Consider the following 13819-nt stretch of genomic DNA (forward strand, 5'->3'; position numbering starts at 1 on the left):
AAGAGCTGATATTTGCATATTAGCTCCTGAATATCCTTCATAATTGCAGGTCTTTAGAGGATTCATGCCCGACGAAAGTTCTTCGCTACCAAACCGCTCCTGAATCAATTGTTGAAACTTGGGTAGATCTGCCGAAGACTGAAGGTACGAGGAGTTTTTTATGTCTTTGTCATTCCAATGTGTACTCGATAGTAAGGGACACATCATATCGATCGACCACGATATGGTGGAATCGCTAGCGGCACTAAAGAAACCCTTGCCTGACAATTCTAGCGTATTCGATATCCTACCAGTTGCTTGCCATAGCGGAATAAATCAGTTCTTAGCAGAGCAAACCCAACGCAAGACTCAACTATACTCTCACTTGCCACTTTCTTCGGGTCAGAAGCATACCATGCTTCTCGAATTTAGAAGAAGCATTCGTGGTGATTTGATTATGGTCCGATTTTCAGACCCAAAGGAAACCCTACACTCACCAGAACTCATTAGCTCAGTCCTAGATATCACTCAGACAGGAACTTGGACCGTCGATGTCAGCAAAAATATCGTGGTCTGGAGCCCGATCACCTACCGTATTCATGAAATCGAAGAAGGCGCTCCCATTGCCATTGATAAAGCCATCGACTTTTATGCTCCTGAATACAGGGAAATGATTCAGAGATGCGTTGAGAAGGGCATTGAGACTGGAGAGCCATGGGACGTTGAGGCCAAAATAGTAACACCAACTGGCCTGGAGAAATGGGTTCACGCAATTGGACGGGCTATTTTTGACGATGGAAAACTATCCCGGCTGGAAGGAACCTTTCAAGATATTGATTTTCTAAAACGCCAAGATCAAGAAATCAAAACTCTCAATGAACGTCAGAACCTCGCTCTTCTGGCATCTAAAATTGGTGTCTGGGATATGAATCTTGAGAAGAATATTCTGCATTGGGACGAAACTATGTATGAGATCTATGATTTAGAATGGCAAGATAGCAAGAATAACTTCGAGCAATGGTACGAATCACTTGTAGAGGACGATCGCGAAAAGAATTCTATAGCCTTCAAAAAAGCAATAGATACTACCGGCCGCTTTGAACACGAATTTAGAATTAAGCACTCCGATGGCTCAATTCGCTATATACGGGCATTAGCTGATATTTTCTATGAACAAGGGCAACCTGTCCGAGCCCTAGGTGTGAATTGGGATGTCACTGATGAAAAATTAAATCAACAACGACTTTTGGAGGCCAAAGCTGATCTAGAACACAGCGAACAGGTGCTTCAAAAGATAACCGATATCCTTCCTCTTGGCATCATGAAGATAGATTTAGACCAGAACATAATTTTTGCTAATCAAACCTACTGTTCTTGGCGTGGCTTAAGCACGAAAGAGATTCTCGGAAGGAATATCGAACGACTTCTTGGCCCTGAAATCTATACAAAAGTAGAAGGTCATTTAAGAGAAGCATTTGAAGGGAAAGGTACAGACTACGAACTAACACTGACCTATGAGAACGACATCACTCGTACTCTTCACATTCAATTAATTCCAGATTATGATCGAAATGGATCACTCATTGGTGTTGTTGCCTCATTGATCGACATCTCGGAACGTCGCCAGAGAGAGTCCCAGCTCCAAGAAGCTCGAAGAGTTGCTGAACAAGCTCTTGCTGCGAGATCAGCATTCCTCGCCAACATGAGTCACGAGATCAGGACACCTCTCAATGGCGTCATTGGCATGTGTGAACTCTTGCTCGATCAGGTTCAAGACCAACCTGAGCAGACAAAAGTGCTTGAAACGATCCTCTCCAGTGGCGATACACTTCTTGCAGTGATCAATGACATTCTCGACTTTTCTAAGATCGAGGCTAAGAAGATTAGTATCGAACCAGTCTCCTGCAACATGAAGGAACTTCTCGATCAAGTCATAGAGCTATACGGTGCCAACGCATCACGCAAAGGCCTCTCTGTGAAACTGTCCAATAGAATTCCTGATGAGACTTACCTAATAGTCGATTCTATCCGCTTCCAACAAATTGTTGGCAACCTCGTATCCAATGCTATTAAATTTACGAGTAAGGGTTACGTCGAGCTCTTCGCGGAAATCGTATGGCAAGACGAAGCCAGTACTCTTCGCGTGGAAGTCCGCGATACCGGTATTGGAATGTCTGTCAAACAGGTAAACAAGCTTTTTATGCCATTTGAACAAGCGGACTCCTCTACCACTAGGCGCTTCGGTGGCACTGGACTTGGCCTTTCCATATCCAAATCACTTGCAGAGCTTATGGATGGTTCCCTTAGAGTCGAAAGCGAGATGCATAAGGGTAGTACGTTTATTCTGGAGCTTCCCGTTATAAAAGGTCAGAAAGAAGTCATAGGTGAGCCAAAGGCAATCCAAAATATTTCTTCGAATCTGAAGATTCTAGTAGCAGAAGACAATTTAACCAATCAGATAGTAGTGGAAGGAATGCTCAAAAAACTGGGTATTTCACCCAAAATCGTCCAAAATGGACGCGAAGCTGTTGACGAACTCTTTGCCAATCCAAGCTATGACTTAGTTCTCATGGATTGCCATATGCCTGAAATGGATGGCTATCAAGCCACGAAAATGATACGCGCCCATGGTCAACCTTTATCGGACATAATGATAGTTGCACTCACAGCGAGCGTCATGCAGGAGGATATTGATCACTGCCTAGCCTCTGGGATGAATCGCGTGATATCGAAGCCTCTGAAAAAAAAGTCGCTTCTTGAATTACTTACCCATATCCAAAGTGCAGAGCATCAGAAGGCTTCATAAGCACTGTTTCGAAAGCATACAGTCTCGGTTGTCATGTGGTGGCCAGAGCCTTCAATGGTGCTCAGGCTGTTCAAACTATTCCGGCCATGCGAGGTTGCTGAGGTGCAAGAGCACAAAAATAAGTGTGCTTGATCCTGGTATTTTTATAGCAGCAAAAGGCATCACGGAATCCCTGGAAGAGCAGTCTAAGATAACTCCAAAAGAAATGGATGCTCTCTATGAAATGATCACAGCTGGCTCATTTAATTAGGGATATATCATGAGTTTCCATCACTTAACGTTTACCGCAATAGGTGATGGGCTATGACCATGCTGAGCCCAAGCAATGGCTCATCAGACCAATAGAATCCTTAAATTTACTCAATACGAATCTAGTCTTTATAGTTTCTTTTTCTAATCTACATCGCTCCTTGCTAGAAGTGCGCAGCCTCGCAGGAACATGCAAAGAGAAGGACAATCCCCTATGAAATTTTCACGTCGTGCTTTTTTAAAGACAGCTACAGCTGCGACACCCATTACGTTAAGTATGGCAAGCCCAGCCCAAGCTTGGTTTTTCAAAAAACCTAAAAAATCCTATGAGCGATCCCAGTGGTTAGGCTATCAATTCCCGAGTGCTAAAAGCGCTATGATATTCAGCTGCGGAATTGCTTCAGGAGATCCAAGTCCCACAGGAGTTCTCCTCTGGACAAGAATTAACCCTGAGATGATACGGGATGGTGCATCCCTTTTTTTTGAAGTGAGTCATAGCCCGGATTTTCATGTATCTAGTCGTGTGTGTGAGGGCCAGATCTCAGCAGAAAAAATCACGAACCGAGACGACTATACGATCAAGTTAGTATTAGAGGGCTGCTTGGATCCAGTTTCAACATACTACTACAGGTTTTCCTATGATCAGAGCTACTCACCGATCGGACGATGTCGGACATTACCTGAAAAAAATCAGAGCTTTAGCGAGCTGAATTTGGCCTCTGCATCCTGTCAAGACTTTGGTAACGGCTTTTACAGTGCCTATCGACACCTAGCACACAACCAGGAAGTTGATTTTGTGGTTCACCTTGGAGACTTTATTTATGAAACAACTGGCGACACTAGCTTTCAAAATGGCGCTCTAGCTGAACGACAGTTTCAACTCTCCACGGGAAGCCTTATCGCTGAAACTCTCGACGATTATCGCGAAATTTATCGCCACTATCGCAAAGATATAGACCTTCAAGAAGCCATGGCTGCACACACCTGGATCATGGTTCCTGACGACCATGAAACAGCCAATGACTTTTTCTGGGACTATGAGAGTGACACTCCTGTCATGCCCGATCATCCGATACAATCACTTACTAGCGAGAACGATCGATTAGAAGCTAGCGTCAAGCTACGCTTGGGTTCACAGAAAGCTTGGACCGAGTATGTTCCTGCGCAAGTTGACTTTGATCCTAATGACTTAAACCCCTTTACCAATCTCAAACTGTATCGATCCTTCGAATTCGGTGATCTGGTGAACCTAAATATGATCGATACCAGAAGCTATCGCTCCGCACCACCTTGTGGACTAGAAACCATTGGAGGACGTTACCTTCCTAAACTCCGTTGTGACAGCTACAAAGAATATGGCCGCACGATGCTAGGGGAAGAGCAAAAATACTGGCTGTTTAATCGACTTAATGACAACGATTCTGTTTGGCCAGTGATCGGCAACCAAACTTTTATGGGTCGCTTAGGGCTCCAGTCGCCAAAAGGCGCGGTTCCTATCAACGTTGATGCTTGGGATGGCTACGAGGCGGAACGTCGCGAGCTGATTCACGTGATGCAAGATCAGGGACACAATAACCATATTGTTCTCACTGGAGACCTTCACACCTATATCGCCTCTCACTTGAAACTCGACCATGACGATCTATCTCCATTTAACTGGAGTAACCATGTGGGCGCCGAATTTATGACCAGCTCCATCACCTCCGCTGGACTTAACGATCAGGTGCTCGCTGCAATCTGTAATGACAACCGCGTTCTTTCCCAGGGCTTACGGTATACTGCTGAAGCACTCATTCGGGTTCAAAATCCGCATATCAAACGTTTCAACAGTAAAGACCACGGCTACTCAATGTTCCGGTTCCGTCGCTATCATATGGAATGGTTGGGACTTACATTCGATAAAAATATCCCTCACTCAGAAGCTCAAATTGTTCATCACTTACAGAAAGTAAGACATGTGCCTTGGGTAACTCGATCTCCAGCATCGGAGGTCGATGCTAAGATTTTATAATTATTATGAACTTCTAGAGGAAGGCGACTAAATTGGCGCTGAATACAGTGCCATCGTTAAGCCGGTAGGCTCTCATGAAAGGCTTTTACGACGATCCTAGGCTGATTTCATCTGTTCAAGTAGCTTTGCTACTGTACGAATATCCAACTCTGTAAAAGGCTTTGAGATAATATGATGAGGCAGATCACGCTTCTTTCCATCGTTTGCATAGAATAAATCATGCCCCTTATCAGGAAGACCAGTGACAGCGATGATTGGTGTAGAAATTCCCATATCTTTCACTTGAGCCACAAATTCGAAACCATCCATTTGAGGCATCTTGAGATCACTAAAAATGATATCAAATTCTGATAGTCGGTAAGTTCCCAACTCTAATGCTTCACGAGCACTAGAAACTCCCTGAGCAATAAAGTTGTGTTCCGACAAAATATCACAAATAAGAGCCGTAATTTCGAAGTCATCATCGATCACTAAACATTGCCTAATCACCGCTTGCCCCTGATTTTCTTCATAAAATTAATGCACTAGAATAGAATAGCCCACCCCCTTACTTTAACACATTGTGTTTACCTAAGGAATAGATCCAAATAGGCTTTTGTATTCGTGCAACTAGTGCCTAGTCAATTTGAATTCTTGACTAGGCACTAGCAAAGCTTCGTTTCCTTCGGAGGAGCCCTGTCCGAAAAGAGTCAAGATGATGGAGGACTACCTATGAAAATTTTTCGTTTGCTGATTATTGCCTGTGCGACTATATCGTTTTTATCTGGCATTTGGATCGAAGATTCTAGCCAATTAGATCAGGGATCTATTCGTGCTGAGATTGAGTACACTAAGGACTGGGTTGATTCCATCCAGTACGCATCTCAAGATGAAAGCGTCAATTTTCATCATCAGAGACCCTATCGCTGAATTTGGCGGAGATCCCGATCATGCGCTCCGCTTATTTTCTTCGGGCGGCTCTGGAAGCCTTTGGTTTTCAGCAAGTTCGGAAAAAGCTTTTTGCAAGTCTCTCTTCCGAATAGGTTTAGATATTAATCCTTCCATTCCTGCTTTTTGATAGCGTTCGCGATCCTCTGCTAGGACGTTGGCTGTCATGGCAAGAATAGGGATATCTTTCCGATGGGGCATACCCTTTATGGTAGTCGTTGCTTGCACACCATCCATGATAGGCATTTGGATATCCATAAGCACAACGTCGACCCAAAGATTCTGATCTTCCAATATTTCAACAGCTTGAAGACCTTGATACGCTTCTATCACATTGTGACCCATCTTTTCCAGGAGTAGATGAGCTAACTCAATATTTACCCCATTGTCGTCTACTATTAGAACCGTAAGATTTCGTTGGAACTCGTAGTCAACCACTTTCTTGGCATTGTGTGATAAGGCCTCTCCTCTAGAAAGACGAATCGAAAACGAGAAACAAGACCCCCGGCCTAGTTGGCTTTCAACCTGAATAACACCCCCCAGGAGAAATACAATTTTAGAGCATATAGTTAAGCCAAGACCAGTACCTCCGTAGCGTCTAGTGATTGAAGAGTCTGCCTGAGAAAATGCCTCAAACAGAGCCTCTCGGCTTTTGGTGTCAATACCGATGCCCGTGTCACTCACCTTGAAATCGAGCATATAGCTTTCACGATCCAACTTTCTAGATTCAATGACCACCTTTACTTCACCACTATCGGTGAACTTGATAGCATTGCTCAATAAATTTGATAGAACTTGTTGCAAACGAACTTCATCACCAATAACAAACTCCAATCCATCAGGTGATTTAAATTCACAGGTGAGTTTTAGCCCCTTACGATCAGCTAAGTTCGAAAAGAGCCCTTCCAATCGCTTGAGTAGATCTTGTAAATTGAACGATCGCTGCTCAAAATCTACTTGCCCTGCCTCTATCTTGCTAAGATCTAAAATATCGTTGAGTAGGCAGAGTAAGTTATCGCCACAGGTATCGATAGTGTCGAGCATATGCTTTTGCTTGTCGCTCACTTCCGAATCCTGAAGTAGGGAAACCATCCCCAGAATACCATTCAATGGAGTGCGTATCTCGTGGCTCATATTGGCCAAAAACTCTGATTTTAGCTTTTCCGACTCCTCTGCCTTTACCTTCGCGTCCTCAAACTTCTTGCTCATTTCCATGTAAGCACTTGCGGCTCTTGCAAGTTGGCCGATCTCGTCCTGCCGCTCGGCTCCTGGAACAAGAGCTTCAAAATCACCTTCCAGAAGCCTTCGAAAGGTGCCGACTATAGCATTGATTGCCCTAGAGATACTCACCTCGTAGTAGTAGGCAATCATCCCGAGTAACAAAAGGGATATGAGTAAGCTCGCAAGAAGAACCTGCCGACTTTCTGTAACACGCTCATCTCCCTTACTCGCAATATCTTCTAGTTGAGCAATGGTTTCATACCTCAATCGCTCAACTAGTTGAGCAAACTCGTGAGCCTGACCCGCCATAACTACATTTAGTAACGATAGATACAATCGATTTGATTGAACAGCACGATCGAATACACCAATGAATTGATCAATGGTTGCTCCTATTTTTTCCAGTTCAGAAAGCTCCTGTCGATCAAGAGATTTTAGCTTTAAGCGCGATATCATGTCCTTCATCTTGGGTACTAATTGCTTTACTTTCTTTCGCTCTTCATACTTGCGTTCATTGATAAAGTGATACGTCGCGATTTCTATTTCTAGCCAAGCTAGGCGTAGTTCATTAGCAAGTATCCTATGATTTGGAGGTGATGGCCTATTCGACAAGCTATTGCTAAGTTGTTCTATAGAGAGCATGCCCTCCTCAAGGCTTTTTGGAATCTCGTTTTCAATCATATTGCTACGATACTCATAGCTCCTCTTCAAAGCCTTGATGTTGTTGCCGTAGCTATTTAACAAGACAATCATATGTTCGAGAAGCTGGCGACGATCTTGGTCGCTGGTCTTTTCAAGCACATCCGATAATCTTTTCGAAATCATTTCGTGTGTTTCATTCATCTTTTGAATGATTGATGAGCTACCTGTTTGGCCATAGGCTAAGGCCGTTTTTTGGATTTCAGATATATTTTTGTCGATCACGAGCACTGATACTGTGTTTCGTGAGAGAGTTTCAAATTCTTTAAATGCATTTGAAGTCGTTCGGATTGAGTTATAACTGGAAAAGGCCTGTATGCCGAATACAACAAACACCAGAACAAGACCAAGACCAATCTTGATCCCAATAGGAAGGTTACTAAAATGTTTTGTCACTTCTTTGAGCATCGATTTTCAAACTTACGAACTTAGAAATTCATACCACTTATCAAGGCTATAATCGTAGTTATTCATCACGGTATTCCAAACTGCTATATTGCTAAATCGCTTTATATAACTACCACCATCACGAATACTACCTTTCTTTACTGAGATACGACCATCAGTTCCTTTGAAGTCTTCTGTGGCGACGTCACCATGATACCAGTAGGCCCACTCATTCTTTGGTAGCAATTCTTCTGATCGATCAGGGTTGGATATATAGTATCCTTGACGAGCAATAAAAGCTCCGGGCCAACCGGACAACCACCAATTCATGTATTCGTAGGCTGCATCTTTCTCGTAGCCTTCGGTGCGAGACGATAGACACATCACACCATGCCAGGCTCTAAAACCCTCTTTGGGAGCCGCATAGGTTACCGGAACTCCGCGCCCATTAGCTGCAGATACGCCAGGAGAAAACATGCTTTCAATATAGACTCTTTTTTGGGTCATAAAATTTACAGATTCTGGCACAGAGTTCCAAAAGCCTGCAAAATGACCTTGCCTCTTATACTCAATTAGAATCTCGAAAAGCTGATCGATCTCTTTGACTGTCATATTACCTATATCTTTGAATTGAACCAAGCCTCGAGCTTGAGCAGCCAGAGCAGCATCGAAGATGCCAATAGTGGGAGCGTTAACAAGACCCACTTTTCCACGATAGCTAGGATCAAGGAGCCAGGACCAACTTTCAGTTTGATAGGGAATTCCCTGAGGAATATAATTCGTGTTATATCCAAAGGAGTCAACATTGTGAACGTATGGCAAAAAACTGATACTATTGCTTTCCACCGAACTTAAAGAGCGGTCAGGCTGCACATAAAGAAGCTTGTAGGGAGCATCGCCCTTACCAAGTTTTGCATCTGGTGCGATGCGTCCCTCCTTAGCGAGAGGATTAATTTCTGGCCAGTACTGAATCCTCTCCCGGTCAATCGATTGAATCGCCTTCGCCTGCCATAGAATATTGATACTATCAGACCACTGTTCGTAAAGATCGAACGATTCAGGATAGGCAGAGGCTTTTTGTAAGACTGCAGCGCTACCCATAGGCTCGAAGACAAGGTTGATACCAAGCTCTGTCATCGCCCGGTGGCGTATTTCTTCTTGAAGGGTGACATGAGTCCCAAGGATACGAAGTGTCGTAGTTCGCTTGGCAAATGCCATTGGACTGCTCTTGGCCACAGCTAAAGCCATAATCCCCTGCGAGCCCGATTTCACAACATCCCGGCGTGTCATGGGTTTTTTGGACATAATATTTCCCCTAAGTACTCCTCGATCCTGTCTTCGGAGCCTTTAGAGGCATAATAAAACTACTTTTAGGTGGATCTAGCTGACCCCACGGTCTAAGTCGCTTGTTAAGGCCTCCCCCCAAAAAAATAGAATAATTTCAAATATATACCGATTGAGCTCGGTTCGATCTCTGAATTGCCTGGCAAAGCCCGATGGGGACAGCCTTGAGTTCCATCAACCCTAGTCTAGGGAACGAAAGCGCTTCATACTTAGCTCCATAAGAGACGAAGGTAGAGGTTTTAACTGCCCAGTTTTCTTACATGATACTAGCCAAGACACCAGAAGATGGTAGTCATGGACCTGAAGCTTTCCAAAGTACCAATTTTGATTATTTGTCGTTATGGAAATCACATTAGGCAGATCGCAGGGACCAAGACACTCCGAAATACTCAGGTGAAACCAACGGAATAGACGATGCTTGATCCATTCCTTCCTCAGATAGGTTAGTGGCACCTCTGGGTTTCCATCTTTGACTTGACCACAGCAGCACCCTTGGCAAATGATCACATGCCCGAGCGCTTGGAACTTAGTCTCTAGCATAGGACCAGACGCCTTCACTCGCTACTTTCCGAAAAAGGAAGGCCACTATCAAACCAAGGCTAAGCCATAGAATCAAATTCGCCCCGTAGGTAGCTGCAACATAATTCTTCCAAAGAGTTTCAGGAGCCGTCCCCCCCTGAACTCGGGGATGTGGAGCCCCAAAAACATGCGGCAAGATGAGAAAACCTACCATGGAAAAGCGAATCGTCCAGTGTTTGCCAAAGTACAAGCAGATCATTCCTGAGAAGCTCGATGCAGCTGTCAGTAACCACCAAAGCTGGCGATCTTCAAGATCAGCTGCCAGCATACCTGGAAGCTCAGGAGGAAGACCGATAGCAGGAGCCACGAAAAATGCAAGATATCCAAGGAGCCCCCATAACATTCCTACCCTCATAGAAAGTTTAGGAATAAACAAGAAAATGCCACATAATAAAAAAGACCAGGCAGTTGCAAGAACGACATTCGAGACCCAAGTAAAAAATAGCCTTTGAGCCCCTTGGCTGGGCTTCCATTCAGAGGGATCATGGTGATTGGCACCCTCTTCCACACCGTCGGGGTTCAATAGATGCTGGTGAGCTACGTGACCTTCAACAGTATCAGGATCATCGTAGGAGACAATGTCACCGCCTTCGAACAATTCAGCTTGGGCGATTAAAGGCACTACTCGATAATTCTGGACAAGACTATATAGGCTCCCACCCATAATGCCAGAAAGAAAAGCCACGATAAAAATTTTAGACACTTAGAATCTCCTAGTGACAAGGGAACGCTGCTGCATGCCGTGTGTCATGAGCTGCATTATGAGCCTCGATGGGCGCCGAAAATCCAACCGCCAGCATGATTGCTAAACCCATTGCGAAACAGATTGTGGCTAAAAGTACTTGAGTGGACACACTTTGGGATTGAGTGCTGACAACACGAGCCATGGCAAGCCTCCTTGCAAATCAATGATATTCAATTGTCCGGGGAATGTCTCAACACAATAAGATACCTCCTCGGGCTTATTTCACCTGACTTTGGGATCTGGCTCACCCTAACGGGCTCACAGTTGCGGGACAGCGACGGATTTACACCGTACTTCACCAAAGCCATGAATAATGACGAGGCACGTTATCAAATTTGGAGCTTGTCATCTACTAGGCAATTAGGCAGGTAGAATCATGGGTGAAATAGACTAGGTCACCCTAGCCTTAGCTGGCTTGCTTCTCGTTGCTAACTTTGTGTTCAAAGTACTTTTCAATAGCGGTAGCAAACTCTGCCGAGATCTCTTCTGAGGAGGCACTACCATTTTTTATTTTTAATATCGCTCGCTTAATGGCCTTTTGCAGAATCTTCTTGTCGTCCATGGAGTCGCACCTGATTGAGTTGTCGTCGATAGGGATATTATAGCGGAGTCATGAGACAAGGCCAAGACACGAGACCTTGGATCCTCGGGATAAGCTAAGAAGAATTGTCGATATTGATAAGTTATGCCTCTTGTCCGATATAGTACACTAACTGAGTCAGGTGAAAGCTTAGGCCGAGGTATCAGTGAAACTTCTATCTTTTCTAGTATTACTGAAAATTTACGGTTGCTCATTGAGCAATTCTAGAATCTTCCCAGATGACAATAACCAACAAGTAGTGGTCGAGATTGAGCCGAGCAACGAGACTTACCAGCTTTTTAGCGGAGGCGATAGCAGCTGCTATCTTTACGAAGATTTCGATATTCGATGCTGGGGTAAACAAACGTTCTCATCCCTAAGGTCAGAAGACCCAAAGTCCCTCGCTATGGGCCGAGACTTTATTTGCTATATCGATCAAAGCGATCAGGCCGAGTGTTGGTCGGAGCGAGACGACGCGGATCTAAGCCTACCCACGGAGCTTGCCCCAAAATCAGTAACGCGCATTGCAGCTGGAGACTCTCACGCATGTATGATCGACAGCGACAGCTTCCTATACTGCTGGGGAAGCAACGAATTTGACCAAAGTGATGTCCCCAGCCTGCTGGTCAATGTACCGATCCTATTTATTTCTGCTGGGGAAAGGCATAGTTGTGCGATCGACTCAGATCAGGAACTTAGCTGCTGGGGCGACGATCAATTTTCGCAAACAACGATTCCATCAAGTGTACGAAGCAAGTCTTTTGCTACGGTTAGCGCAGGAGGAGATCATACTTGTGCGATCGAGACAGATGGTGACCTCCATTGTTGGGGAGCTATCATCGTTGACCGAACTGTTATCACCAAGTCCTTCAGCAGTGTCAGCTCTGGTAAAAACCACGTTTGTGCTATCGACCGAAGCTCTGATTTATATTGCTGGGGCAATAACGACCAGGGGCAAACCACCTTGCCCGCAGATTACCTCAACTACAACTTTCTGGCCATCGGCTCAGGGGATAGCCATAGCTGTGCCCATACTTCAAACAATAAAACACTTTGCTGGGGAAAAAGTGATGAAGGTCAACTCGATGCAGGCTCCTTACCTTAACGGAAGCTCATTCCCTGTAAAATATCTTCGCCATGCTTCAGTTCAATCTTGAAAGCTCCACTCCACTAACCTCTAAGAACAAGCGTAACACGGTACTTCAGAAGAATTTGATAGACGAGTTTTTCCATTTCTGAGGAATGGATATGTGATACCTGAATATCACGTGGAGTAAGGATGAAGGTTTCACGATGTCTTGTCTAGCTCGGCCCATGAGGTGAGATTAGCAAAGAGATTCCTTAAGGGTCAAAGACATCCTCTAGATTCAAACATTCTTGGTGAGGCCTTCGATTTCTTCTAGCGATAGTTCAGTGGCCTCAGCAATCACGGCCTTATCAAGACCTTTCTGAAGAAGTGCCAGTGCTATCGCTAGTTGGGCCTCTTTTCTGCCCTCTACCTTGCCCTCTATCTTGCCTTTTTCCTTTCCTTTAGCCTCGCCTCTGGCTTCTCCTCTGGCTTCACCCTCTGCAATCCAATTATCAATTTTTTTAGAAAGCATGATTTCAACCTCATCCAAACTTTTCACTTTAATCGAAGGATCTCTTTCCTCCGCCCGAGTCACGGCTGTTACATACGCGATAAATGCTTGAGCTATATCTGCGAATTCTGGAGAACTTTCCAAAACACGTTTCAACAGCAAAAACGTCGTGTACAGATTCTTATGGTCCGCCTGCTCCAAGGCAAATATCGGGGCCACAAGATTATCCGAGCTGATGTCGTCATCGCTCACGGGTACACGTTTTTCATCAAGAAGGAGCTGGGTCATAGGAACTATATTAGCAAACAGGTCACATTAGGACCAAATACATCCTCTAGATTCAAACATTCTTGGTGAGGCCTTCGATTTCTTCTAGCGATAGTTCAGTGGCCTCAGCAATCACGGCCTTATCAAGACCTTTCTGAAGAAGTGCCAATGCTATCGCTAGTTGGGCCTCTTTTCTGCCCTCTATCTTGCCTTCTATCTTGCCCTTAGCTTCACCCTCAGCAATCCAATTATCAATTTTTTTAGAAAGCATGATTTCAACCTCATCCAAACTTTTCACTTTTATCGAAGGATCTCTTTCCTCCGCCCGAGTCACGGCTGTTACATATGCTATAAATGCTTGAGCTATATCAGCAAATTCTGGAGAACTTTCCAAAACACGTTTCAACAGCAAGAACGTCGTGTACAGATTCTTATGGTCCGCCTG

At 44.5% G+C, this 13819-nt stretch carries 12 protein-coding genes, 1 pseudogene and 1 riboswitch; of the genes and pseudogenes, 4 read left to right on the plus strand and 9 right to left on the minus strand.

Annotated features, from left to right (window positions below; all coding sequences use genetic code 11):
- Positions 1 to 160: 160 nt before the first annotated feature.
- Entirely contained in the window at positions 161 to 2785 is a 2625-nt protein-coding gene (locus B9N89_RS26555) for a PAS domain-containing hybrid sensor histidine kinase/response regulator (RefSeq protein ID WP_132324503.1), read from the plus strand.
- A gap of 463 nt (positions 2786 to 3248) precedes the next feature.
- Entirely contained in the window at positions 3249 to 5045 is a 1797-nt protein-coding gene (locus B9N89_RS26560; protein ID WP_159455658.1) for an alkaline phosphatase D family protein, read from the plus strand.
- 96 nt (positions 5046 to 5141) lie between these two features.
- On the opposite strand, the gene B9N89_RS26565 is transcribed toward B9N89_RS26560, so the two are convergent.
- The gene (locus B9N89_RS26565; protein ID WP_132324507.1) at positions 5142 to 5534 is read right to left on the minus strand and encodes a response regulator; all 393 of its coding nucleotides are present in this window, start codon (positions 5532 to 5534) and stop codon (positions 5142 to 5144) included.
- A gap of 222 nt (positions 5535 to 5756) precedes the next feature.
- Here B9N89_RS26565 and B9N89_RS26570 point away from each other — a divergent pair, with 222 nt between their 5' ends.
- Entirely contained in the window at positions 5757 to 5954 is a 198-nt protein-coding gene (locus tag B9N89_RS26570; protein ID WP_132324509.1) for a hypothetical protein, read from the plus strand.
- A gap of 18 nt (positions 5955 to 5972) precedes the next feature.
- Here B9N89_RS26570 and B9N89_RS26575 read toward each other — a convergent pair whose 3' ends face one another.
- From B9N89_RS26575 to B9N89_RS31565, 6 genes are all read right to left on the minus strand, one after another.
- On the minus strand, positions 5973 to 8300 hold the full coding sequence (locus B9N89_RS26575; RefSeq protein ID WP_132324511.1) for an ATP-binding protein: 2328 nt from the start codon (positions 8298 to 8300) through the stop codon (positions 5973 to 5975).
- Positions 8301 to 8312: 12 nt separating this feature from the next.
- Entirely contained in the window at positions 8313 to 9584 is a 1272-nt protein-coding gene (locus B9N89_RS26580) for an ABC transporter substrate-binding protein (protein WP_132324513.1), read from the minus strand.
- A gap of 219 nt (positions 9585 to 9803) precedes the next feature.
- Positions 9804 to 10163, minus strand: a complete 360-nt coding sequence (locus B9N89_RS26585; RefSeq protein ID WP_132324515.1) for a (2Fe-2S) ferredoxin domain-containing protein — start codon at positions 10161 to 10163, stop codon at positions 9804 to 9806.
- Positions 10150 to 10905: a CbtA family protein gene (locus tag B9N89_RS26590; RefSeq protein ID WP_132324517.1), complete on the minus strand. Its 756-nt coding sequence runs from the start codon at positions 10903 to 10905 to the stop codon at positions 10150 to 10152. The genes B9N89_RS26585 and B9N89_RS26590 overlap by 14 nt, the downstream gene beginning before the upstream one ends.
- A gap of 10 nt (positions 10906 to 10915) precedes the next feature.
- Complete coding sequence (locus tag B9N89_RS26595) at positions 10916 to 11089, minus strand: CbtB domain-containing protein (protein WP_132324519.1); 174 nt, start codon at positions 11087 to 11089, stop codon at positions 10916 to 10918.
- Positions 11090 to 11169: 80 nt separating this feature from the next.
- Positions 11170 to 11244: riboswitch (cobalamin riboswitch) on the minus strand.
- A gap of 109 nt (positions 11245 to 11353) precedes the next feature.
- Positions 11354 to 11509: a hypothetical protein gene (locus B9N89_RS31565; RefSeq protein ID WP_159455659.1), complete on the minus strand. Its 156-nt coding sequence runs from the start codon at positions 11507 to 11509 to the stop codon at positions 11354 to 11356.
- 232 nt (positions 11510 to 11741) lie between these two features.
- Between B9N89_RS31565 and B9N89_RS26600 the strand changes: the two genes are divergently transcribed.
- Positions 11742 to 12632, plus strand: a complete 891-nt coding sequence (locus tag B9N89_RS26600) for an RCC1 domain-containing protein (RefSeq protein WP_132324521.1) — start codon at positions 11742 to 11744, stop codon at positions 12630 to 12632.
- A 262-nt stretch (positions 12633 to 12894) separates the two neighbouring features.
- On the opposite strand, the gene B9N89_RS26605 is transcribed toward B9N89_RS26600, so the two are convergent.
- Both B9N89_RS26605 and B9N89_RS31755 read right to left on the minus strand, forming a co-directional pair.
- Positions 12895 to 13395: an RpnC/YadD family protein gene (locus tag B9N89_RS26605; RefSeq protein WP_132324523.1), complete on the minus strand. Its 501-nt coding sequence runs from the start codon at positions 13393 to 13395 to the stop codon at positions 12895 to 12897.
- A 52-nt stretch (positions 13396 to 13447) separates the two neighbouring features.
- A pseudogene (locus tag B9N89_RS31755) lies at positions 13448 to 13819 on the minus strand (hypothetical protein); the annotation flags it as partial.

The organism is Pseudobacteriovorax antillogorgiicola, from assembly GCF_900177345.1.
Lineage (GTDB): Bacteria > Bdellovibrionota_B > Oligoflexia > Oligoflexales > Oligoflexaceae > Pseudobacteriovorax > Pseudobacteriovorax antillogorgiicola.